This window comes from Pseudomonas sp. B21-051, assembly GCF_024748795.1.
Lineage (GTDB): Bacteria > Pseudomonadota > Gammaproteobacteria > Pseudomonadales > Pseudomonadaceae > Aquipseudomonas > Aquipseudomonas putida_A.
Map to the genome: position 1 here is coordinate 2,883,212 of NZ_CP087166.1, position 25,289 is coordinate 2,908,500.

The 25,289-nt window shown below is 60.6% G+C and carries 16 protein-coding genes; 14 read left to right on the forward strand and 2 right to left on the reverse strand.

The genetic code is table 11. From position 1 onward, the window contains the following. The first annotated feature begins 84 nt into the window (after positions 1–84). Complete coding sequence (pgm, locus tag LOY52_RS12910; RefSeq protein WP_258679733.1) at positions 85–1,731, forward strand: phosphoglucomutase (alpha-D-glucose-1,6-bisphosphate-dependent); 1,647 nt, start codon at positions 85–87, stop codon at positions 1,729–1,731. 179 nt (positions 1,732–1,910) lie between these two features. Here pgm and LOY52_RS12915 read toward each other — a convergent pair whose 3' ends face one another. After that, positions 1,911–2,606, reverse strand: a complete 696-nt coding sequence (locus tag LOY52_RS12915) for a pirin family protein (protein ID WP_123586423.1) — start codon at positions 2,604–2,606, stop codon at positions 1,911–1,913. Between the two features lie 278 nt (positions 2,607–2,884). On the opposite strand from LOY52_RS12915, the gene LOY52_RS12920 reads away from it, so the two are divergent. Beyond that, positions 2,885–5,359, forward strand: a complete 2,475-nt coding sequence (locus tag LOY52_RS12920) for a UvrD-helicase domain-containing protein (protein ID WP_258679734.1) — start codon at positions 2,885–2,887, stop codon at positions 5,357–5,359. Between the two features lie 58 nt (positions 5,360–5,417). Here LOY52_RS12920 and LOY52_RS12925 read toward each other — a convergent pair whose 3' ends face one another. Beyond that, a complete protein-coding gene (locus LOY52_RS12925; RefSeq protein WP_258679735.1) occupies positions 5,418–5,690 on the reverse strand; it encodes a DUF1652 domain-containing protein in 273 nt (90 codons plus the stop codon). A 263-nt stretch (positions 5,691–5,953) separates the two neighbouring features. Between LOY52_RS12925 and LOY52_RS12930 the strand changes: the two genes are divergently transcribed. From LOY52_RS12930 to LOY52_RS12985, 12 genes are all read left to right on the forward strand, one after another. Then, positions 5,954–6,769 carry an AraC family transcriptional regulator gene (locus LOY52_RS12930; protein WP_258679736.1) on the forward strand — a complete coding sequence of 272 codons (816 nt, stop codon included), beginning with the start codon at positions 5,954–5,956 and terminating at the stop codon, positions 6,767–6,769. A gap of 52 nt (positions 6,770–6,821) precedes the next feature. Continuing rightward, on the forward strand, positions 6,822–8,228 hold the full coding sequence (locus LOY52_RS12935; RefSeq protein ID WP_258679737.1) for an FAD-binding oxidoreductase: 1,407 nt from the start codon (positions 6,822–6,824) through the stop codon (positions 8,226–8,228). Between the two features lie 31 nt (positions 8,229–8,259). Next, a complete protein-coding gene (locus LOY52_RS12940; RefSeq protein ID WP_096796762.1) occupies positions 8,260–8,604 on the forward strand; it encodes a cupin domain-containing protein in 345 nt (114 codons plus the stop codon). A gap of 55 nt (positions 8,605–8,659) precedes the next feature. Beyond that, on the forward strand, positions 8,660–9,745 hold the full coding sequence (locus LOY52_RS12945) for a polyamine ABC transporter substrate-binding protein (protein WP_258679738.1): 1,086 nt from the start codon (positions 8,660–8,662) through the stop codon (positions 9,743–9,745). 457 nt (positions 9,746–10,202) lie between these two features. Next, positions 10,203–11,666, forward strand: a complete 1,464-nt coding sequence (locus LOY52_RS12950) for a serralysin family metalloprotease (protein WP_258679739.1) — start codon at positions 10,203–10,205, stop codon at positions 11,664–11,666. 93 nt (positions 11,667–11,759) lie between these two features. Beyond that, entirely contained in the window at positions 11,760–12,188 is a 429-nt protein-coding gene (locus LOY52_RS12955) for a protease inhibitor Inh/omp19 family protein (RefSeq protein WP_258679865.1), read from the forward strand. Between the two features lie 202 nt (positions 12,189–12,390). Then, on the forward strand, positions 12,391–14,166 hold the full coding sequence (locus tag LOY52_RS12960; RefSeq protein ID WP_258679740.1) for a type I secretion system permease/ATPase: 1,776 nt from the start codon (positions 12,391–12,393) through the stop codon (positions 14,164–14,166). Then, a complete protein-coding gene (locus LOY52_RS12965; protein WP_007963525.1) occupies positions 14,163–15,512 on the forward strand; it encodes an HlyD family type I secretion periplasmic adaptor subunit in 1,350 nt (449 codons plus the stop codon). The genes LOY52_RS12960 and LOY52_RS12965 overlap by 4 nt, the downstream gene beginning before the upstream one ends. 2 nt (positions 15,513–15,514) lie before the next feature. Beyond that, a complete protein-coding gene (locus LOY52_RS12970; protein WP_202368249.1) occupies positions 15,515–16,879 on the forward strand; it encodes a TolC family outer membrane protein in 1,365 nt (454 codons plus the stop codon). A gap of 159 nt (positions 16,880–17,038) precedes the next feature. Next, positions 17,039–19,990: an autotransporter domain-containing protein gene (locus LOY52_RS12975; protein WP_258679741.1), complete on the forward strand. Its 2,952-nt coding sequence runs from the start codon at positions 17,039–17,041 to the stop codon at positions 19,988–19,990. Positions 19,991–20,302: 312 nt separating this feature from the next. Continuing rightward, positions 20,303–23,389: an autotransporter domain-containing protein gene (locus tag LOY52_RS12980; RefSeq protein ID WP_408980430.1), complete on the forward strand. Its 3,087-nt coding sequence runs from the start codon at positions 20,303–20,305 to the stop codon at positions 23,387–23,389. Between the two features lie 56 nt (positions 23,390–23,445). Then, the gene (locus LOY52_RS12985; protein WP_258679742.1) at positions 23,446–25,134 is read left to right on the forward strand and encodes a polyurethanase; all 1,689 of its coding nucleotides are present in this window, start codon (positions 23,446–23,448) and stop codon (positions 25,132–25,134) included. Positions 25,135–25,289: the final 155 nt, after the last annotated feature.

Sequence of the window (25,289 nt, forward strand, 5' to 3'; positions counted from 1 at the left end):
GTCGGATAGATCCCGTCGCGCTGTGGTCGAACTGCCAGTAAACTGCGCTGTATTTCCTGAACCACTCTATTTCAGAGGTTTTGCATGACTATCAGTCCTTTTGCGGGCAAACCGGCACCGGCAGAATTGTTGGTCGATATCCCGCGACTGGTAACGGCTTATTACACCGGCCAACCGGATGCTTCGATTTCCACCCAGCGCGTGGCGTTTGGTACGTCCGGGCACCGCGGCAGTTCCTTCGATCTGAGTTTCAATGAATGGCACGTTCTGGCAATCAGCCAGGCGATCTGCCTGTACCGCGAAGCTCAGGGCATCGACGGCCCGTTGTTCGTCGGTATCGACACCCATGCGCTGTCGACCCCGGCCGGCGCCAGCGCGCTGGAAGTGCTGGCGGCCAACGGCGTGACCGTGATGATCGCCGAAGGTGACGAATACACGCCGACACCGGCGATTTCCCATGCAATTCTCTGCTACAACCGTGGCCGCACCTCGGGCCTGGCCGATGGCATCGTGATTACGCCGTCGCACAACCCGCCACAAAGCGGGGGCTACAAATACAACCCTACCAACGGTGGCCCGGCCGATACCCACATCACCAAGTGGATCGAAGCCAAGGCCAACGAGCTGCTGGCCAACAAACTGGCAGGCGTCAAACGCATCAGCTACGAGCAGGCGCTCAAGGCCAGCACCACCCACCGTCATGACTACCTGAACACTTACGTCGCCGACTTGATCAACGTGATCGACTTCGATGCCATCCGTGACGCCAAGCTGCGTCTGGGCGTAGACCCGTTGGGCGGAGCAGGGATGCGCTACTGGTCGGCGATTGCCGAGCATTACCGTCTTGATCTGGATGTGGTGAACAAGCAGGTCGATCCGACTTTCCGCTTCATGACGGTCGACTGGGATGGACAGATTCGCATGGACCCGTCGTCCAGCCATGCCATGCAAGGTTTGATCGGTCTCAAGGAACGTTACGACGTGGCCTTCGCCTGCGACCCGGATCATGATCGCCATGGCATCGTCACCCCGTCGGGTGGTCTGCTGGCACCGAACAACTATCTGGCGGTGTCCATCGATTACCTGTTCCAGAACCGTCCGCAATGGCGCGCCGACGCCGCCGTGGGTAAAACCGTGGTCAGCAGTGGTCTGATCGATCGCGTGGCCAAACGTCTGGGGCGCCGTCTGTACGAAGTGCCGGTCGGTTTCAAATGGTTTGCCGATGGCCTGTTCGATGGCTCGCTGGGTTTTGGTGGCGAGGAAAGTGCTGGCGCTTCGTTCCTGCGCAAGGACGGTGGCGTCTGGAGCACCGACAAGGACGGTTTGATTCCGGCGTTGTTGGCGGCTGAAATGACTGCCCGTACCGGCCGTGATCCGAGCCAGGCCTATCGCGCCCTGACCGATGAACTGGGCGAACCGTTCTCGGTGCGCGTCGATGCCAAGGCCAACCCTGAGCAGAAAGCGCTGTTGAGCAAGCTGTCGCCGGAGCAAGTGACATCGACCGAGCTGGCAGGCGAGAAGATTCAGAGCATTCTCAGCCATGCGCCGGGCAACGATCAGGCCATTGGTGGTCTGAAGGTGATGACCGAAAACGGCTGGTTCGCCGCACGTCCTTCGGGTACCGAAGACATCTACAAGATCTACGCCGAAAGCTTCATTGGCGACGACCACCTCAAGCAACTGGTGGCTGAAGCGCAAACGCTGGTGGATGGTGCTATTTCCACGAAATAGTAGTAATCACCAAAGAAACTGTGGCGAGGGAGCTTGCTCCCGCTGGGCTGCAAAGCAGTCGCAAAACAGGGACGCTTCGCGCCCCGGCGGGAGCAAGCTCCCTCGCCACAAGGTTGGGGGCCGTTAAATCATGTGTAAAAAGGGTGACCCAATTGGTCACCCTTTTTCATACCCGCTATCTAAGCCAGATCCACCAGAACGATTTCGCTGTCCTCCAGCGCCGTCACCGTCAGCACCGACTCATGCTCGACGGCAACACCGTCTCGAGCTTGTGCGCGCAAGCCATTGACTTCAATCAGGCCAGTGGCGGGTACCAGATACGCTCGACGTCCGGCATCCAGCTGATACTCAGCGGTTTCTCCCGCCTTGAGATTGGCTGCGACCAAACGCGCATCGCCGCGAATGCGCAGGCTCTGGTCGTCGCCGTCCTTGCCGCTGGCGAGGGTCACGAAGCCTTCGCGCTGGCCTTTGGGGAACGGTTTGGCACCCCACGATGGCGGCGCGCCAGTTTCCGTCGGCAGAATCCAGATCTGGAAGATTCGGGTCTCTTTGTCTTCAAGGTTGTATTCGCTGTGTGCGATGCCGGTACCGGCGCTCATGACCTGCACGTCGCCGGCCTCAGTGCGCCCCTTGTTGCCAAGGTTGTCCTGATGGGTAATCGCACCTTCACGCACATAGGTGATGATTTCCATGTCGCGGTGCGGGTGCAGCGGGAATCCGGTGCCGGCGGCGATCACGTCATCGTTCCAGACCCGCAGATTGCCCCAGTTCATGCGTTGCGGGTCGTAGTATTCGGCGAACGAAAAGTGGTGATGGGCATCCAGCCAGCCGTGATGAGCACCGCCCAGCGTGTTGAAAGGTCTGAGTTCAAGCATGATCGTCTCCTCAAAAGGTTCGTCATGGGGCATAACGCCAGAGCCACGAAGCGAGACCGTCGGTTAATGACGCGCATCATCCATCAGGCAACCATCGAGAAAAAGCGTAAAAAGTGCGGCATTCTCATCGAATCCATTGATTAGAAACTGGCTCGAAACGATCTCATCCAACTTTCAGTTCATCGCTTAAACCAATGACCTGTAAGCATTTCGCTAGAACTCATGGGCAAATAAAGACACCATAGCCTCAACAGCCTCACACACTGGAGCTCCTCAGCGTGGCGCAACACACTCCCGATCTTCCTCCCGAACTTCGTCCATTGGCCGAAATGCCTTGGTTCAAGCGACTGGCCGCGCGTTTCTTCGGCCACGGCCTGACGCGTTTGCGCGCCCAGCACCGTGCCTCTTGGCTACACGGCCAGGCTGACGGTTTTCGCAGCGGCCACACTGCGGGTGTGGAATACGGCTTCAAAGAGGGAAAACTCGAAGGGCTGGAGGAAGGCCGCCAGGTTTTACTGATTCGCGACAGCCGCAGCACCGAGCATCGCCCGCCGAGCGTCGACAACCACCTTTTTGACGACTGGCGTCTGCCACTCAGTGCCGAGCTGAAGAAACGCATGAAAGCCGATGTGGCGCGCCTGCTGCCCGCGCATGCCCAGCCAAGCCTCGCACAATGGAAGATGATCTTCAGCGACACCCCCTCGACCTCGGTGATCGCCGGGGCGGGGGCAGGCAAGTCGACCACGCTGGTGCTGCGTATTCTGTTACTCACGCACTATCTGGGCTTTGAGCTGGATTCGATGACCGTGGTGACCTTCACCCGTGAGTCGCGCAAGGATTTCATCAATAAGCTGATCGAGATGTTCGCACTCTGGGGCCAGCCATTGAGCCTGCAACAGGCGCGGGAACTGGTGCGCACCTTTCACTCACGCATTCTGCCGATGGTACGCAGTCTGCCGGGGTTCGAACGCTTGCAGGCTTTTGAAAATCTCAGCAATCGGCCACAAGGCGCTGACGAGGAAGTCGACAGCAACCCGTTCGATCTGCGAATCAATGATGCCCAGCGCCAGCAGCTCAACGCGTGCTACCACCGGTTATTCAATCAAGACGAACGTTTCCGCCAGTTGATTCAACCGCTGGCCAAAGCTGCCTTGCAGCTCAAGGAACTTGAGCGCGATCACCCGGACGTGCAGAAGCGCATGGCGGTGACCGAGCTGGCGGCCAAACGCGACGAAGAACTGTGCGATGCCATCGAAGATCTGTGGTTTCGCGCCGGTGCCTGGCCGATCAAGGGCATCGAGCCCAGCCGTCAGACCTTCGAGATCAATGGATCGGCCTTTCACTGCCACGGCTACATTCCCAGCCTCGATGCCTGGGTGGTGCTCGGCTTCGATCCCCGGGAAAACCCGCAAATCTGCCGCCCCAACGCCAAGCTCAGTGTGCGCGCTGAATGGGCTGTGAAGCGCACTCTGTTTCAAGCTTTCTGTCGTAAGCCATTGATTTGGCTAGATAGTTATGAGGCCTCAAAGCGGGTTTTATCGACTTTGGCTGGCGACGCGAGCGCCGGTCCAGGCTTCGATTACAAGGTCAAGGGTGAGCTGGTCTCGGCGCCGTTGCTCGATTGTTTTGTCGCGGCGGCCGGCTTCATCGAAAACCTTGGGCTGGATGTGCCGGACGCTGTCGGCCGAATGAGTTTTGCCAAGGACGACCCGGACCGGTTTTTCTTCGAGGCACTGAGCCTGTTCTGGCGAGCACTGGAAGATCATCTGCTCGATCAGAAGCCGCCGGTGATGACCTACAACCGAATGTTCGCGCTGTTCAGCGAACATTCGCCGGAGAACCTCAAGTTGCTCAGCGATGAGCTGCTGCGGCCCATGTCGCACCTGATGATCGACGAGTTTCAGGACGTATCGCCGCAGATCGTCTCGTGGATCCGCGCCAGCCTCGCGGAAATCCGCAGTCGCGGCCCGGCCATGCATGTCGGGCGAGGTGCGCAGCGTTCGTCATTGCTGTGCGTCGGTGATGACTGGCAGTCGATCTACGGCTGGCGCGGCAGTTCGCCGAGTTACTTCATGGAGTTCAACAAGGAATTCCCGTCACCGAGCACCACGCGGGTGATGCTCAGTGACAACTATCGCAGCCATCAGCACATCATTGATGCTGCCGAGCACATCGTTCGTGCCGCGCCGGCAATCCCCGGCAAGAAGGCCAAAGCCAGTGGTGCACCCAAGCCTGCGCAGCCGGTCAACGTGCTTGAGCGTGATGACCAGGCCATGGGGCAGCGTTTGGCTGAACATTACAATCGTGGCGAGTCGATCTTGATGCTCTATCGAAAAAGTAGCGATAAGTTATTGATAGAACAGCATATTCAGTCGGTAGTTAATGTTGATTCGAGCTTGCCTTACGAGGCTCGACGGCTGAAGCAGCTGACCTACCACAGTGCCAAAGGTCTGCAAGCCGATGCGGTATTTCTGCTCGGTGACTGCCAGCACCTGACCAGCTCGCCTTATAAGAACCAGGTGTATCGCATGGCTGGACTGGGCAAGGCTGGCGACAGCGAGCCTTATGACACGGCGCAAAAGGACGAGATTCTGCGGCTGGCCTACGTTGGTATCACCCGGGCGGTCAGCCATTGCTACTGGTACGTCGAGCCGCAGGATACCCAGACCGTGAACATGCCAAGGGCGTCCGATCGAGTTGCCCAAGGCAAGGCGTTCTTCGCCGATCACCGGAAACAGCCGCAAACGGCGTAATACGCATGCACAAAAAAGCCCGCCTGAATTGGCGGGCTTTTTTATTAAAAACAACAGGTTAAGCGTAACTTCTGAAAGTTTCAGGAGGAATGAAAGCCTCCAGTTCATCTTCCACCGCTTCGATAATGCGCTCGACGTCCGCTGCGTTCATCACCGTGGCACACGGGATGCCCGCGATGGCGATCATGGTTTCGCCGCTGGCACGATCAAACAGACGAGCAATCATGCTGCCCGGTGCATCCATCGTCGCTTCAAAACCCATGGGATGAAAGTGCCAGCGCATCAGCTGGCACGCGTTGGGAAACGTGACTTTGCTGGAACCTTTGTTCATGTGTTGCCCGCCTTCTTCATCGAGCGCTTCCTTTTGCTCACGTTAGGTGGGAAGAGCCTTCATTGGCTCAACCGGTCAGTGACGTTAAAAGTAGCACCCGCATGTGAATTTTCCGTGAGATTTTTCAGTTCATTTTGCGATTGCTACGCATTTTTTGATGTAAGTCACGCCTTGATCACTCATCGCCAAATGGCCACTGCGGTTTGCTCGTTGATCGTTTCGTCGAACTTGGGCAAGCTCGGTTCTTTTGCGCCGAGCCCTTTATGCACGCCGACGATGACGGCCCAGAACAGACTCCGGCCACGGCCGCTACGGTCATGCGCTATCACCTGAGCTGGAAACACCGCGATCTGGACAGCGTCATGGCGCTGTATCATCCGGACGTCCAGTACAACGATTTTTTCCAGAACCGGGTCCTCGGCCTCGACGAGTTGCGTGAGTACGTGCGCGTGAGCATGCCGCGAGAATCCGACGAAGCGCTCGAACATTGCGACCGGATCCGCGTGGATGGCAACACTGCGTTCATTCAGTACGAAGTGACCCTGCGTGGCGGTGACGGGTTGGTGTCGTTCCGTTCCAGCGAAGCGCTCACGGTCAAGGACGGCTTGATCTGGCGGGTCAACGAATACGCTTCGCTGGTTCGCGCACAAACCAATAGCGCCGCCGCACCCAGTGAGCGCCCGGCGGTGAGTCGCCTGGGTTTGTCACCGCGCCAGATCAGTTTCATGGCCGAGGATCTGCAGCAGTACTTCGAACGCCAGCAACCGTATCTCGATCCGGAACTGGACCTGCAACGGGTGGCGAAGGAGTGCGGCTACAGCCGCAATCAGATTTCCTACCTGCTCAATCAGGTGCTGGGCCAAAGCTTCTACCGCTACGTCAATCAGGCACGCTTGCAGCACTTGCTCAAGACACTGGATCAGGCCACGCCACCGCTGCGCATCGATGAGCTGGCGTTTGCTGCCGGTTTCAACTCGCTCTCAGCGTTCTACAGTTGTTTCCGCCAACACACTGGTCAGTCGCCGAAGGCCTACGCCAAACAAATTTCTTTGCGGGCACGCGCGCAAGACAGCCATTGAAGTCACGCACTAGGATCGACGCCATCGAAGGTTTTCAGTGGCGGAGTCTTGCATGCCGGCGTGGCGCACTATCAGTTTGTGGATGGATCAACTCGACGAGCCGCTCACCGCGCGGCCGGCGTTGGAGCAGGATCTGGATGTCGACGTGGCGATCATCGGCGCCGGTTATACCGGGCTGTGGACCGCGTACTACCTGAAAAAACTCGCTCCGGGTCTGGATATCGCCATCGTCGAGGCGCAAACCGCCGGTTTCGGCGCGTCCGGGCGCAATGGCGGCTGGCTGATGGGCAATCTGCTGGGCGAGGATCGACTGCTCGCCGGTCTCTCTCCAGAACAACGTCGCGCATCGTTTGATCTGCTGCACAGCATTCCGGATGAAGTGGAAGTTGTCCTCGAACGTGAGGGCATCCACTGTGATTACCGCAAAGGCGGGGTACTGTACTGCGCCGCCCGCTACCCGGAGCAGGAAGCCAGCCTGCGCGAATACCTCGACAAACTGCACGCCCAAGGCCTGACCGACAACGATTACCGCTGGCTGAACCCCGAACAGCTGGCGCAACAGATTCGTGTGGCGAAACCCTACGGCGGCATCTATGCGCCGCACGTGGCGACCATTCACCCGGCGAAACTGGTGCGCGGTCTGGCGCGGACCGTGCAGAACATGGGCGTGAAGATCTACGAAAACAGCCCCGTAACGCATTGGCAGTCCGGCAGTTTGCGCACAGCCAGGGCCAGTGTGCGCAGTCGCTGGATCGTGCCGGCGGTCGAAGGCTATTCGGTCACGCTGCCACCGTTGGGTCGCTATCAGTTGCCGGTGCAAAGCCTGATTGTCGCCACCGAACCGTTGTCGGCAGCGACCTGGGATGAAATCGGCCTCAACCGTGGCCAGGCGTTCAGCGAGTTCAGCCGTCAGGTCACCTATGGCCAGCGCAGTGCCGACAATCGCCTGATCTTTGGCGCCCGCGGCGGTTATCAGTTCGCCGGCAAACTGCGCCATAACTTCGATCTGACCCGTGATGAGGTTGAGCTGCGGCGTTATCTGTTCGGCGAACTGTTCCCGCAACTGAAAAACGTGCAGATCACCCACGCTTGGGGCGGCAACCTCGGCATGTCCCGGCACTTCAAGCCGCACATGCTCTGCGATCGCGCCAATGGCATTGCGCTGTCCGGCGGTTATGGCGGGGAGGGTGTGGGTGCCAGCAACCTCGGCGGCCGCACCCTGGCCGATCTGATTCTCGAGCGCGATACCGAACTGGTGCATCAGCCGTGGGTGCTGCCGGACGGCGGGATTCATGCGCTGCGCGCCTGGGAGCCGGAGCCGTGCCGCTGGCTCGGTTACAACGCGATCATCAAAAGTTTCGTCCACGAAGACCAGACCCTGGCCAACCCGGCCAGCGCCCCGTGGCGGCGCAAGCTGGCCAGTCAGGTCGCGGGCTTCATGGAAGGTTTCATGCACTAACCGCCGTTTTCTTCACAAGACAGGTCTCACCATGAGCATTACGCAGTTCAAGAACACCGCCAGCCTGCAACTGGATGAATCCAACCCGGTCGCCGTGCCACTCGGCGAGCCGGTCGCCATTGCCTCGACCACCAGCGTCGAGCGCGATGACGGCGTTGAGACCGGCGTCTGGGAATGCACCCCGGGGCGCTGGCGCCGGCAGATCACCGCGCAGGAGTTCTGCCACTTCATCTCTGGGCGTTGCACGTTCACCCCGGACGACGGCAGCGAAACCCTGCACATACAAGGTGGCGACGCACTGATGTTGCCGGCCAACACGCTCGGTATCTGGGATATCCAGGAGACCGTGCGCAAGACTTACGTTCTTATTTTCTGATTGTTTGATCCTTTGATTGCCTGCCAACAAAAATAGCCACTACAGGAATCACCTCATGATCCAGAAAACCCTCGCTCTGGCGCCGCTGCTGCTGGCCGCCTCCATTAGCCATGCCGCCGAAACGGTGAAGATTTACAACTGGTCGGACTACATCGCGCCGGACACCACGAAAAACTTCCAGAAGGACACCGGCATCGGCGTCACCTATGACGTCTATGACAGCAACGAAACCCTGGACGGCAAGTTGATGACCGGCAAATCCGGTTATGACGTGGTGTTCCCGTCCAACCACTTCATGGCGCGACAGATCCAGGGCGGGGCACTGAAGAAGCTCGACAAGAGCCAGTTGCCGAACTGGAAGAACCTCAACCCGGTATTGCTCAAGGCCTTGCAGGTCAACGACCCGAACAACGAGCACGGTTTTCCGTATCTGTGGGGCAGCACCGGCATCGGCTACAACGTCGCCAAGGTCAAGGCGGTGCTGGGTGACAACGCGCCAGTGGATTCCTGGGACCTGATCTTCAAGCCCGAATACATGGAAAAACTGCAGAAGTGCGGCGTGGCGATCCTCGATAACGGCCCGGAATTGCTGCCGGCAGCGCTCAATTACCTGGGCTTGCCGCCCCACAGCAAGAACCCCGAGGATTACAAGAAAGCCGAAGCGCTGCTGATGAAAGTGCGGCCGTATGTCAGCTACTTCCATTCCTCGAAGTACACCAGCGACCTGGCCAATGGCGATATCTGCGTGGCGGTCGGTTTCTCCGGTGACATCCTGCAAGCGGAAAACCGCGCCAAGGAAGCGAAGAACGGCATCGACATCGGTTACGCGATTCCCAAGGAAGGCGCCGCCATCTGGTTCGACATGGTCGCCATGCCCGCCGATGCACCGGACGAGAAGGCCGGTTACGCATTCATGAACTACCTGCTGCGCCCGGACGTGATGGCCGGCATCAGCAATTACGTGCACTACGCCAATGGCAACCAACAGGCCGACAGCCTGATCGATCCGGCAATCAAGAGTGACACCAAGGTCTATCCGAGCCCGGAGATGATGGGCAAGCTGTTTGCGCTGGAGGCAATGCCGCTGAACATTGACCGGATCCGCACGCGGGTGTGGAACAAGATCCGCACTGGCAGCTGAGCCAACCCCAAACCCTGTAGGAGCTGCCGAAGGCTGCGATCTTTAGATCTTCAAATGCAAAGATCGCAGCCTCGTTCCACTCGACAGCTCCTACAGGGACAGGGGTATCAGGCGTTATTAAATAGTTGATATCAATACACTGGCATCGCACTAATAGAGTGCAGGAAAGTGAGACGTACCCATCAAAAAGCAACTTACCAATATTTAATATTTAAATAGAAAATCGTCAGACAATTGGGCGATGCCTAATCCGTTAAAACAATCTTTCGACCCCGCAGGCTTTGTTTACGGCAGTTTTGCGCAACAGTGCAATTTGATCTCAAAAAAACGCTAGACGACAGATTTCAAATTGTGTCAGGTTTCTTACGCCTTCATTGGGCGAGTGATAGGACGATCTCGCCAGGGATTGTCGCTATCTGACAAAAACTGTTCCATTGCTAAACAAGGAAGTGTGTTTATGTCGAAAGTAAAAGCTAATGCTGTTGATATCACCGCAGACACATTCGTGCCTGTCGGCGCAGCGCAATCTCTGGCTGCGACCAGCTCTGCCTGGAACCAGATCAATAGCTTCAGCCATCAATACGATCGTGGCGGCAACCTCACGGTCAATGGCAAACCGTCCTTCTCGGTGGATCAAGCCGCCACTCAATTGTTGCGCGACGGTGCCTCCTGGCACGACCTCGACAACAGCGGCAAGATCGAACTGACCTACACCTTTCTGACCGCCAAAACCGCTAACTTCAGCGGCCTGGGCGTCACCGGTTTCAGTCAGTTCAGTGCCCTGCAAAAAGCCCAGGCCGTGCTCGCCATGCAATCCTGGGCGGATGTCGCCAACGTGACGTTCACCGAATCGGCCCGTGGTGGCGACGGTCACATGACCTTCGGTAACTACAGTGGCGGTCAGGAAGGCGCGGCGGCGTTTGCGTTCCTGCCAGGCACCGAGCCAGGCTATGACGGTCAATCCTGGTACCTGACCGGCAGTGGCTACGACGTCAACAAAACCCCGGGTCTGAACAATTACGGGCGTCAGACCCTGACCCACGAAATCGGCCACACCCTGGGCCTGTCTCACCCTGGCGACTACAACGCCGGCGAAGGCAACCCGACTTACAAGGATGCTTCCTACGGGCAAGACACCCGCGGTTACAGCCTCATGAGTTACTGGAGCGAAAGCAACACCGCCCAGAACTTCAGTAAGGGTGGTGTGGAAGCCTATGCTTCCGGCCCGCTGATGGATGACATTGCGGCCATCCAGAAGCTGTACGGCGCCAACATGAACACCCGTACCGGTGACACCACCTACGGTTTCAACTCCAACGCCGGTCGCGATTTCCTCAGCGCCTCGTCGTCGAGCGACAAGCTGGTGTTCTCGGTCTGGGATGCGGGCGGCAAGGATACCTTCGACTTCTCGGGTTTCACCCAGAACCAGAAGATCAATCTTAACGAAGCCTCGTTCTCCGACGTTGGCGGCATGATTGGTAACGTGTCCATCGCCAAGGGCGTGACCATCGAGAACGCTATCGGCGGTTCGGGCAACGACCTGCTGATCGGTAACAGTGTGTCCAACGAGCTGAAGGGCGGTGCCGGCAACGACATCATCTACGGCGCCGGTGGTGCGGACAAACTGTGGGGCGGTGCGGGTTCGGACACTTTCGTGTTCGCCTCCAGCTCCGACTCCAAGCCGGGTGCAGTCGATCAGATCCTCGATTTCGTCAGCGGTCTGGACAAAATCGACCTGAGCGCCATCACCAACGGTTCCGGCCTGCACTTTGTCAGCAGCTTCACCGGTTCGGCCGGCGACGCGATCCTGACCTCGTCGGGCGGCAACAGCCTGTTGTCGGTGGACTTCTCCGGGCACGGCGTAGCGGACTTCCAGGTCAGCACCGTGGGCCAGGCAGCGACCAGCGACATCGTGGCGTGATGTAAAACGGGAAAGCGGCGCTTGATGCGCCGCTTTCTTTACTTGCATCGTCCTGGCCGCTGGGCAAGGCTACGTGTCGGAGCGAATTTTCTGATGATCTATAAAGCTTTTACTTACAAGGCAATGGCGTGGCTTTCGGCGGCGCTGATCATGATTTCTGGAGAAACAACCATGGCAAGCAGCCTCAGACTTGAAGATCCATCGGTGTTTGCCGGGCAATGGCAGGCTGTATTGACTGCGCCCGACGACGCCCCACAGGCGCAGGCATTGCAGGACAAGCCGTCGAACACTTGCCTGATCGATCTTGAACCGAACCAGACGCTGGGCAAGGGCGCCGAATGCCTGGGGGCATGGCTTGAGCAAGCGCCGATCGGCTGGTTCCCTGATCCTGACGGCCTGTCGATTACCGGCAAGGAAGGTTCAAGAATCCAGTTCTTCAGCCGACAACGTGATGGGCTTTATCTGAGCGCTTTGAGGTCGGGGCTGGTGATTACGCTAACGCGCCATACACCGCAACCGTGAACAACGCTACCGACTGAGCAGTTGACATAAGGTTTGATGTTGCAGTTATAAGCAACAGTTCAATGCAACGAGTGGCGTTGAAATGTTGAAAGTTGTTATTGAAGTGTAAATGCAAGTTGCAAGAACCCGTCCGATCTGCGCACGGATAATTATTGGAAGCGTCTCGCCAAAGAATGGCGGGGATTACATTCAGGAATAATCAATGAAGATGGCGAAGGCCCCAGCCACCGCTCCCTTATTCAAGGCTTTGGGTGACTATAAAAGCATTCTGATCAGCGTCGGGTGCTTTACCGCACTGATTAACGTGCTGATGCTGGTGCCCTCCATTTATATGCTGCAGGTCTATGACCGCGTGCTGTCTTCGCAGAACGAAACCACCCTGGCGATGCTGTCGTTGATGGTCGTCGGGTTCTTCGCGTTCATCGGCATGCTGGAAGTGGTGCGCAGCTTCATCGTGATCCGCATCGGCAGCCAACTGGAACGCCGCTTCAACCTGCGGGTGTATCAGGCGGCGTTCGAACGCAATCTGTTCAAGGGCGAGGGCAACGCCGGGCAATCGCTGGGCGACCTGACCCACATTCGGCAATTCGTCACCGGGCCGGCCCTGTTCGCGTTTTTCGACGCGCCGTGGTTCCCGGTCTATCTGTTTGTCATCTACCTGTTCAACGTCTGGCTGGGCGTGCTCGCCACGGCCGGCGCGCTGCTGCTGATCGCTTTGGCATGCCTCAACGAATACATGACCAAGAAACCGCTGGGCGAAGCCGCCGGTTACTCGCAGAAATCCAGCCAACTGGCCACCAGTCACCTGCACAACGCCGAAACCATTCAGGCCATGGGCATGCTCGGCGCGTTGCGCAAGCGCTGGTTCGGTGTGCACTCGCGGTTCCTCGGCTTGCAAAATCAGGCCAGCGACACCGGTGCGGTGATCAGTTCGATCAGCAAAACCCTGCGCCTGTGCCTGCAATCGCTGGTGCTGGGCCTCGGTGCGTTGCTGGTGATCAAGGGTGACATGACTGCCGGGATGATGATCGCCGGTTCGATCCTGATGGGCCGCGTGCTGAGCCCGATCGACCAGTTGATCGCCGTGTGGAAGCAGTGGAGCGGGGCGAAGCTGGCCTACCGTCGTCTGGATTCGCTGCTGCAGGCGTTCCCGCCGAGTGACGACGCCATGGCGCTGCCGGCACCGAAAGGCCAGATTGCCTTTGAGCAAGTCAGTGCCGGCCCTCCGGGGCAGCGCGCGGCGACCCTGCACATGGTCAACTTCGCGATTGGCGCGGGCGAAGTGCTGGGCGTGCTCGGTGCTTCCGGTTCCGGCAAGTCGACCCTGGCCCGGGTGCTCGTCGGCGTGTGGCCAACCCTCGGTGGCACGGTGCGCCTGGACGGTGCGGACATCCATCGCTGGAACCGCGACGAGCTCGGCCCGTACATCGGCTACCTGCCACAAGACATCGAACTGTTCAGCGGCAGCATCGCCGAGAACATCGCCCGTTTCAGCGAAGCCAACCCGGAAAAGGTTGTGGCTGCCGCACAGCAGGCTGGCGTGCACGAGATGATTCTTCGGATGCCACAAGGCTACGACACGCAACTGGGCGAGGACGGCAGTGGCCTGTCCGGCGGCCAGAAGCAGCGCGTCGCGTTGGCGCGCGCCATGTATGGCGATCCGAGCCTGGTGGTGCTCGATGAGCCGAACTCCAACCTCGACACCGTCGGTGAAGCCGCGCTGGCCAGCGCCATTGCCCAGCTCAAGGCCAAGGGCACCACGGTGGTGCTGGTCACGCACCGTTCTTCGGTATTGGCCCAGGCCGACAAGTTGCTGGTGCTCAACGACGGACGTTTGCAGGCCTTCGGCAACAGTCAGGACGTCCTCAAGGCACTGTCCGGCAATCAGGAACAACCACGGGAAAAATCTGCGCAGGCACCGGGCGGGCTCAGCATGAGCCGGCAGTACCAGCCCACGACAAGGAATTCGGGTGTATGAGCAGCGCCAGCATGAACACTGAAAACGAAGCCTCCATGGAACACGCGTACGTCACCGAGCGCCCGGAGCGCGATGCGAAGTTCTTCGCGCGCATGGGCTGGATTCTGGCCATCGTCGGCGCCGGCAGTTTCTTCACCTGGGCCGCACTGGCGCCGCTGGATCAAGGCATCCCGGTGCAGGGCACCGTGGTGGTGTCGGGCAAGCGCAAGGCTGTGCAGTCAATGAGCGCCGGCGTGGTCAGCCGGATTCTGGTGCGCGAAGGCGAGATCGTCAAACAGGGCCAGCCGCTGTTCCGCCTCGACCAGACCCAGGTTGCGGCCGACGTGCAGTCGCTGCAAGCCCAGTACCGCATGGCCTGGGCCAGCCTTGCACGCTGGCAGGCCGAGCGCGATAACCTCAAGCAGGTGACCTTTCCGGCGGAGTTGAGCAACGACCCGGATCCGCGTCTGGCGCTGGTTCTTGAAGGCCAGCGTCAACTGTTCAGCAGCCGCCGCGAAGCGTTCTACCGCGAACAGGCCGGTCTGCGCGCCAGCATCGAAGGCGCCACCGCGCAACTGGCGGGCATGCGCCGCGCCCGCACCGACCTCAACGCCCAGGCCGACTCGCTGCAGCAGCAACTGAGCAACCTGCAGCCGCTGGCGGACAACGGCTACATCCCGCGCAACCGCTTGATGGAATACCAGCGTCAGCTGTCGCAAGTGCAGCAGCAACTGGCGGAAAACACCGGTGAAAGCGGCCGGGTGGAGCAGGGCATTCTCGAATCGCGCTTGAAGCTGCAACAGCATGGCGAGGAATACCAGAAGGAAGTGCGCACCCAACTGGCCGACGCGCAGCTCAAAAGCGTGACCCTGTCGGAGCAACTGACCTCGGCCGGTTTCGACCTGCAACACAGCGAGATCCTTGCCACCGCCGATGGTGTGGCGGTCAACCTTGGCGTGCACACCGAAGGCGCCGTGGTGCGTCAAGGCGAAACCTTGTTGGAGATCGTCCCGCAAGGCACCACCCTGGAAGTCGAAGGGCACTTGCCGATCAACCTGATCGACAAGGTCGGCACGCATTTGCCGGTCGATATCCTGTTCACCGCGTTCAACCAGAGCAAGACCCCGCGTGTACCGGGTGAGGTCAGCCTGATTTCCGCCGACCAGATGGTCGACGAGAAAACCGGCGTGCCGTACTACGTGTTGCGCAGCAGCGTCAGTGATCAGGCGATGGAAAAACTCCATGGCCTGGTGATCAAGCCCGGTATGCCGGCGGAAATGTTCGTGCGCACGGGCGAACGGTCACTGCTCAACTACCTGTTCAAACCATTGCTCGATCGCGCTGGCTCTGCGTTGACTGAAGAATAAGGATGTTCGGCTGTATGAATAAGCTTTCGATGTTGGGAGCAGCGTTCGCGCTGCTCGCAGGAAACAGCGCGCTGGCGGCCATGGGGCCATTCGAAGTCTACGAACAGGCATTGCGCAACGATCCGGTGTTCCTCGGCGCGATCAAGGAGCGCGACGCGGGCCTGGAAAACCGCACCATCGGCCGCGCCGGGCTGTTGCCGAGACTGGGTTACAACTACAACCGCGGTCACAACACCTCGAAGGCCACGCAACTGACCGCTCGCGGCAACCTCACCGAAGACCGCAACTACAACAGCTATGGCTCGACCCTGACCTTGCAGCAACCGTTGCTCGACTACGAAGCTTACGCGGCGTATCGCAAAGGCGTGGCGCAGTCGCTGTTCGCCGACGAAGCGTTTCGCGGCAAGAGTCAGGAGCTGCTGGTACGGGTGCTGGACAACTACACCAAAGCCTTGTTCGCCCAGGATCAGATCGACATCGCCCAGGCCAAAAAGAAGGCTTACGAGCAGCAGTTCCAGCAGAACGAGCACATGTTCAAACAGGGCGAGGGCACGCGCACCGACATTCTGGAAGCCGAGTCGCGCTATGAACTGGCGACCGCCGAAGAGATCGAGGCGCGCAATGAGCAGGACGCCGCGCTGCGTGAACTGGGGGCGCTGGTCGGCGTGCAGACGGTGGACATCAGCGAGCTGGCGCCACTGGATCAGAATTTCCAGACCTTCGCCTTGATGCCGGCCAACTACGACACCTGGCATGAACTGGCGATCAGCAACAACCCCAACCTGGCGTCGCAGCGCCAGGCGGTGGAAGTGGCCAAGTACGAAGTCGAGCGCAACCGCGCCGGGCACCTGCCGAAAGTCAGTGCCTATGCGTCGATCCGCAAGACTGAATCGGACAGCGGCAACACCTACAATCAGCGCTACGACACCAACACCATCGGCTTTGAAGTCAACGTGCCGCTGTATGCCGGTGGCGGGGTATCGGCCTCGACCCGTCAGGCCAGCCGCACCATGGAGCAGGCGGAATACGAGCTCGATGGCAAGACCCGCGAGACACTGATCGAACTGCGCCGCCAGTTCAGCGCCTGCCTGTCGGGCGTCAACAAACTGCGCGCCTACCAGAAGGCGCTGGCCTCGGCTGAAGCGCTGGTGGTGTCGACCAAGCAAAGCATTCTCGGCGGTGAGCGGACGAACCTCGATGCGCTGAACGCCGAACAACAACTGTTTACCACCCGCCGCGATCTGGCCCAGGCGCGCTACGACTACTTGATGGCCTGGACCAAGCTGCATTACTACGCGGGGACCTTGAACGAACAGGATCTGGCGCGGGTGGATGAGGCCTTCGGACAAGGCCCGAAAACCCGGTAACACGGAAAATCCTGTAGGAGCTTGAAGCAGAGCAAAAGATCGCAGCCTGCGGCAGCTCCTACATAGAACACAGCAATCCCTGTAGGAGCTGCCGAAGGCTGCGATCTTTTGATCTGGCTGTCAGTGCCTGCAAAACAATAAGAAAAGTGAGTGGTGAACATGGAAGTACGCATCAAGCCGGCAGCGGTCGGCACCCTGTTGCTCGCAGTTTCCATCGCGCAAGCCCATGCGCAGTACCTCGAATCCGGCAAGCCCGGCGATCCCGCCAGTTGGCGCAGCGCCGAATTCCAGCGCGACTGGGGTCTGGCGCGGATGCAGGCCGATCAGGCCTACGCGGCCGGCATCACCGGCAAAGGCGTGAAGATCGGCGCCCTCGATTCCGGCTTCGATGCCGCCCACCCCGAGTTCGCCAGCGACCGCTACCACCCGGTGCTGGCCTCCGGCAGTTACGTCGACGGCTCACTGTTCAACGTCAACGGCACCCTCAATTCCAACAACGATTCCCACGGCACCCACGTGGTCGGCACCATGGGCGCGAGCCGTGACGGCACCGGCATGCACGGCGTGGCGTACAACGCGCAGATCTACGTCGGTAATACCAACAACAACGACAGCTTCCTCTTCGGCCCGAAACCCGATCCGCGTTATTTCAAAGCCGCGTATGACGCCTTGGCCGCTGCCGGCGTACGAGCGATCAACAACAGTTGGGGCAGCCAGCCGCCGGATGTCAGCTACCGCACTTTGGCCGATCTGCACGCCGCGTACGCGCAGCACTGGAATCAGGGCACCTGGCTCGACGCGGCGGCGGACGTCTCGCGCCGTGGCGTAATCAACGTGTTCAGTGCCGGCAACAGCGGCTACCCGAACGCCAGCGTGCGCTCGGCGCTGCCGTACTTTCAGCCGGACCTCGAAGGCCACTGGCTGGCAGTTTCCGGGCTGGACCAAAGCAATCAGCAGAAGTACAACCAGTGCGGCATCGCCAAATACTGGTGCATCACCACGCCGGGGGCGAAGATCGACAGCACCGTTCCGGGTGGCGATTACGCGATCAAGTCCGGCACCTCGATGGCCGCGCCGCACGCCACCGGGGCACTGGCGCTGGTGATGGAACGCTACCCGTACATGAACAACCAGCAAGCGCTCGAAGTGCTGCTGACCACCGCCACGCAACTCGACGGCTCGGTCACCGATGCACCGACCGAGCGGGTCGGCTGGGGCGTGGCCAACCTCAATCGGGCGATGCACGGGCCGGGGCAATTGCTCGGCGCGTTCGATGCCAATCTGGCCGCCGGGCAAAGCGATGTCTGGAGCAATGACATCTCCGACAAGGCATTGCTTCAGCGCCAGCGCGAAGACCTCGCCGAACACGGCGCCTGGCAGCAGACCCTGCAGGACAAGGGCTGGCAGAACGGTATTCCGGCCGGCGCCAGTCAGCAGGATCAGACTGACTACGCCGTGGGCATGGCCCGTGATGCTGCAGCGGCGACGCGGGTCTATCAGGGCAGCCTGGTCAAGTCCGGGGCAGGGCGCTTGCTGCTGACCGGCGACAACACTTTCCGCGGCCCGACCACGGTCAATGGCGGCTTGCTCAGCGTCAACGGCTCGCTGGCCTCGGCGGTGACCGTCAACGACAGCGGTACCCTCGGCGGTTCCGGGCGGATCGCCTCGTTGCTCGCCAACAGCGGCGGCCGCGTGGCACCGGGCAACTCCATCGGCACGTTGAACGTGGCCGGTGACGTGACCTTCGCCCCAGGCTCGACCTACGCGGTCGAGCTGTCGCCGACCAGCAGCGACCGCATCGTTGCCGGCGGCAGCGCGAGCATCAGCGGTGCCACGGTCAGCCTGTCGCTGGAAAACAGTCCGACCCTGCTCAGCACCCCGCAAGCGCGCAGCCTGCTCGGTCATTCGTACGACATTCTGCAAGCGGCCGGCGGCATTCAGGGCCAGTTCGGCGCGGTACTGCCGGATTACCTGTTCATCGGCGGCAACCTCGACTACACGGGCAACGCCATTCAGCTCGACATCCAGCGCAACGCCACCTCGTTCGCCAGTGTCGGGCAAACCCCGAACCAGCGCGCGGTGGCGGCCGCCGTCGAAGGCCTCGGCGCCGGCAATTCAGTGTATGAAAGCCTGCTGCTGTCGGCGTCTGCCGCCTCGGCGCAACAGGCGTTCCAGCAATTGAGCGGCGAAATCTACCCAGCGCTCGGCTCGATGTTGATCAATGACAGCCGCCAGTTGCGCGACGCGATCGGCGAACGTCTGCACGATGCCAACGCCACGCAAAGCAATGGCTGGATCAAGGCCCTCGGCGCCTGGGGTTCGACCAACTCCGGTAACGACACCTCGCGCTACAGCACCTCGATCGGCGGCTTGCTCGCCGGTGTCGACGGCGCGCTGGACGAGCAGACGCGCATCGGTCTGGTCACCGGTTACAGCGACAGCTCGCTGAACATGGGCTCGGACACGCACTCGTCAGCCAAGATCGACAGCTATCACCTCGGCGCTTACGCCGGACATGAAATCGACGCCTGGCGCCTGAGCACCGGCGCGGCCTACAGCTGGCATCGCGCCGATGTGAAGCGCGATCTGCAGTACGGCGACGTCAGCGCCAAACAGGAAGCCAAGGTCGATGCGGCCACCACGCAGGTCTTCGGCGAAGCGGCTTACCGTCTGAACCTGCAACCGCTGGCGCTGGAGCCGTTCGCCAATCTCGCTTACGTGCATCTGGATACGGAAGGCTTCACCGAAAAGGGCGACGCGGCGGCGCTGAAAAGCTCCGGCGAGCAGCGTGATGCAGTCCTCAGCACCCTCGGTGTGCGTGCGGTCAAACGCTTCAATTTGTCGACGCAACAGGCACTGGACGTCAGCGGCCACCTCGGCTGGCAGCACAGCCTGAGCGACATCGATGCCGAACAGCATCTGCGTTTTGCCAGCGGCAGCACGCCGTACTCGGTCGAGAGTTCGGCACTGGTCCGTGACGCGGCGCTGGTCGGTGTGCAAGCCAGCCTGGCGTTGAGCAAGGACGTGCGGGTCAACCTCGATTACAACGGACAACTGGCCAACCGCGAGAAGAGCCACGGCGTGGGGCTGAGCCTGAACTGGCAGTTCTGACGGAGGGTGAATACGTCCCCTGTAGGAGCTGCCGCAGGCTGCGATCTTTTGACTTTGATTTTTTAACAACAAGATCAAAAGATCGCAGCCTGCGGCAGCTCCTACAGATTCAGTGAGCACACACCTGTGGCGAGGGAGCTTGCTCCCGCTCGGCTGCGCAGCAGTCGCAAATCCGATGAGTCGGGTTCGACTGGAAAAATGCACAGGGCCGCTTCGCGCCCCAGCGGGAGCAAGCTCCCTCGCCACACAAAGCAGCATTCATGAGATTGAAGTACACGGATTTTTCGCAACAACACTAAGGAAGGTCGCTGGATGAATAACAACAATACCCCCGCGCAAACGGGCGGTCGCTTCGCCATGAAAACCCTCAATTGCGCCGTACTCTGTGCGCTGACCAGCTGGGGCAGCGCGCACGCGGCGCCTTATGTGGAAAGCGGCCGCAGCGGCGATCCCGCCAGTTGGCGCAGCGCCGAGTTCCAGGCGGAGTGGGGCCTGGGCGCCATTGGCGCGGATTACGCCTACGCCGCCGGTTACACCGGCAAAGGTGTGAAACTGGGGATCTTCGACCAGCCGGTGTACGCCGCGCACCCGGAGTTTTCCGGTGCCAACAAAGTCATCACCCTGGTGACCAGCGGGATCCGCGAATACACCGACCCTTACATCCCGGTCAAAGCCGGGGACGCGTTCCGCTATGACGGTTCGCCCTCGGTCGGTTCCGACGGCAAGCTCGGTGCCCACGGCACCCACGTCGGTGGCATCGCTGCCGGCAGCCGTGACGGCGGGCCGATGCACGGGGTGGCGTTCGGTGCGCAGATCATCAGCGCGGATAACGGCGACCCTGGCCCGGAAGACGGCATCGTCCGTGGCAACGATGGCGCGGTGTACAAGGCTGGCTGGGATGCGCTGATCGCCAGTGGCGCGCGGATCATCAACAACAGCTGGGGCATCGGCATCACTGACCGTTTTGACCTCGGCGGCCGCGACCCGGCGTATCCGCATTTCACCGTCAACGACGCGCAATTGCAGTTCAACGAAATCCGCACATTGCTCGGCACCAAGCCGGGCGGCGCCTACGACGGTGCGATTGCCGCTGCCCGCAGCGGTATCGTGACGATCTTCGCCGCCGGTAACGATTACAACCTGAACAACCCGGACGCCATCGCCGGCCTCGGTTACTTTGTGCCGGACATCGCGCCGAACTGGATCACCGTCGCCGCGTTGCAGAAGAACCCGGATCTGGCCAGCGCCAATCCGTACATCATGAGTACGTTCTCCTCGCGCTGCGGCTACACCGCGAGCTTCTGCGTCTCGGCGCCGGGCACGCAGATCTACAGCTCGATCATCAGCGGCACCAACGCCGACAACCTGACCACCGGCTACAAGAACTACAACGGCACCTCGATGGCCGCACCACACGTGGCCGGCTCGATGGCGGTACTGATGGAGCGCTTCCCGTACATGACTGGCGATCAGGTCGCCACGGTACTGCGTACCACCGCCACCGACCTCGGCGCACCGGGCATCGACGCCTTGTACGGCTGGGGCATGATCAACCTGCGTAAGGGCATTGATGGCCCGTCGATGTTCGTCACCGAGCAGGACATTCCGGAAGAATTCCGCATCCAGGGTGCCTACGGTTCCGGGCAGTTTGTCGCGGACTTGCCGGGCATCGGCGCGATCATCGACAAGGGCAAACCCACCGAGCGCGTTTGCACCGACATCACTTGCGGCCTCGACACTTGGCGCAACGACATTTCCGGTCACGGCGGCCTGACCAAGCAGGGCATCGGCACGCTGGTGCTGACCGGCAACAACACCTACAGCGGCCCGACCCTGGTCAATCAGGGGCGTCTGGCGATCAATGGCTCGCTGGCTTCGGCGGTCACGGTCAACGACAGCGGCATCCTCGGCGGTAACGGCCGCATCGGTGCACTGACCGCGAAAAGCGGCGGTACCGTCGCCCCGGGCAACTCGATCGGCACGCTGAACGTCGCCGGTGACGTGACCTTCGAGCGCGGTTCGACCTACGCGGTGGAAGTCTCGCCGACCAGCAGCGACAAGATCGTTGCCGGTGGCAAAGCGCTGATCGATGGCGCCACGGTCAGTCTGTCGCTGGAAAACAGCCCGACCTTGCTGACGACGACTGAAGTGAAGAGCCTGCTCGGTTCGCAGTTCAACATCCTGCAAGCGGCCGGTGGCATCCAAGGACAGTTCGGGCAAGTGCTGCCGAACTACGCGTTCCTCGGCGGCACCCTGGCGTACTCGGCGAACGGTGTGCAACTGGACGTCGGGCGCAATGGTGCGTCGTTCGCCAGTGTCGGTCTGACGCCGAACCAACGTGCAGTCGGCGCGGCTGCCGAAGGGCTGGGCGCGGGCAATGCGCTGTTCGAAACCCTGCTGTTGTCGCCGAACGCGGCGTCGGCGCAGCAAGCCTTCCAGCAACTGTCCGGCGAGATTCACCCGGCCATCGGCACGATGCTGATCAACGACAGCCGCTACCTGCGTGAAGCGGTGGGCGAGCGTCTGCGTGAGCGTGATCTGTTCAATGCCGACGCACCGACCGACGAGCGCAGCAATGCCTGGGTCAAGGTGCTGGGTTCGTGGGGCAAGAGCGATGGCGGCCACGAAAACGCCGACTCCAACAGCTCCATCGGCGGGCTGCTGGCCGGTGTCGACGGTTTGATTGCTGAAGATACCCGTCTGGGTTTCGTTACCGGTTATAGCGACAGCTCGTTGAACATGGGCGGCGGCACGCATTCGTCGGCCTCGGTCGACAGCTACCACCTGGGTGCATACCTGGGACATCAGATCGATGCGCTGCGTCTGACCGCCGGTGCGGCTTACAGCTGGCACCGCGTGGACGTGAAGCGTGATCTGCAGTTCGCGGGCGTCAGCGGCAAAGAGAAAACCAAGCACGATGCGGCGACCACTCAGGTGTTCACCGAAGCGGCTTACGATCTGCGCCTGCAACCGATGAATCTGGAGCCGTTCGCCAACCTGTCGTACGTGCACTTGAACACCGACAGCTTCACCGAGAAGGGTGATGCCGCGGCGCTCAAGAGCGGCGAAGACAACCGCGACGTGGTGCTGTCGACCCTTGGCGTACGCGCCAAGCGCAGCTTCGCGCTGTCGGACAAACATCAACTGGAACTGGGCGCGACCCTCGGCTGGCAGCACAACCTGAGCAGTGTCGATGCTGACAGCCACCTGGCCTTCGCCAATGGCAACAGCGCGTTCACCGTACAGAGTGTGTCGATGGATCGGGATGCGGCAGTGGTCGGCGTACGCGCCGGGCTGGCGCTCAATCGCGATGTCCGGGTCAACCTGGACTACAACGGACTGATCGGTAACAACGAGAAGGACCACGGTGTGGGTCTGACCCTCGACTGGCAGTTCTAAAAGCGTGCCGGCAGTCCCTTGGGGGCTGCCGGTTTTGAAGGAAGAGAGAGCACAACATGGGATTGTTCGATTACAAGAATGCCGACGGCAAAGCGTTGTACAGCGACGCCATCGCACTGACGCTGTATGCCTACACACCGACTGGCCAGCCGTTGCCGGCCACCGCCTGGAAACCGCTCAGCGCGACGGCGCTGGGTTATCAGGGCAAGGTCGGCGCCCAAGGTACGTTCTTCGGCGAGAAGGACGGCTTCACCAGCGCCGAGGCCGAAGTGCTCGGCAAGTACGACGCCAGCGGCAAGCTGATTGGCATCGGCGTGGCCTTTCGCGGCACCGGCGGGCTGGGTTACAGCGATACCTTCGGCGACATGAAGAACAACCTGCTGGCCGCCATCGGGCCATCGGATTACGCGAGCAACTACGCGAAAAACGCCTTCGACAATCTGCTCAAGGCTGTCGCCGCGTTCGCCATGGCCAACGGCATCGCCGCCAAGGACGTGTTGTTCAGCGGCCACAGCCTCGGTGGTCTCGGGGTCAACAGCGTGGCCGAGTTGAGCGGCGGCAATTGGGGCGGGTTCTTCAAAGACGCCAACTACATTGCGTTCGCTTCGCCGACCCAGAGCAGCACCGGCAACAACGTGCTGAACATCGGTTACGAAAACGATCCGGTGTTCCGTGCGCTGGACGGCACCACGTTCAGCAGCGGTTCGCTGGGCAAGCACGACGGGCCGCATGAGTCGACCACCGACAACATCGTCAATTTCACCGACAACTATGCGTCCACCGCGCAGAACCTGGTGCCGTTCAGCATCGTCAATCCGCTGAACTGGTCGGCCCACAGCTCGCTCGGGTATGCCGATGGCTTGAACCGGGTGATCGATTCGAAGTTCTACAACCTCACGCACAAGGACTCGACCCTCATCGTCTCCAATTTGGAAGAAGCTTCCCGGGGCAAGACCTGGGTCGAGGACTTGGGGCGCAGCGGCGAGCCGCACACCGGTAGCACCTTCATCATCGGTACCAACAGCAACGACTGGCTCAAGGGCGGGGCGGGTAACGACTTCCTCGAAGGCCTGGGCGGTGACGACCGGTTCCGTGATGACGGCGGTTTCAACATTCTACTCGGAGGTCAGGGCCACAACACCTTCGAGCTGCAGAAACCGCTGCAGAACTTCAGTTTCGCCAACGACGGAGACGGCACGCTGTATGTGCGCGATGCCTACGGCGGCATCAGCATGACCCGCGACATCGGCGCGCTGGTGAGCAAGGAGTCGGGTTCGTGGTGGGGCAGCAAGGAAATCACCTGGGGCGTCACGGCCAAGGGTTTGACCAATGGCAGCGAACTGACCCAGTACACCCATTCGCTCAACGGCGATGCGTACGGCAATGCGCTGCACGCCAGCGCCGACGGTGACTGGCTGTTCGGTCTGGGCGGCGATGACAAACTGATCAGCGACAAGGGCCACGTGACCTTCGTCGGCGGCGCCGGCAACGACGTGATGACGGCGGTGGGTGGCAACAACACCTTCCTGTTCAGCGGCGCGTTCGGTTTCGATGCGATCAATGGCTACCAAGGCAGCGACAAACTGGTGTTCATGGGCGTCGAAGGCGCGGGGCAGGGCTATGACTACAAGCAGCATGCTGTGCAGTCGGGGGCCGATACCGTGCTGAAGATTGGCGACTATGCCGTGACCCTGGTCGGGGTGGGAGTGGCTAACCTGTCGGACTCGGCGTTCGTTTTCGCCTAAGCACTCATCCTGTAGGAGCTGCCGCAGGCTGCGATCTTTTGATTTTGATTTTCAAGATCAAGAGATTGAAGCCTTTTATGCAAGTAGTACTGAAATGCTCCGGGGCGTGCCCGTGAGGGGCGCCCTGGCTGTGAGCTATCTCTGACAATTCCAAC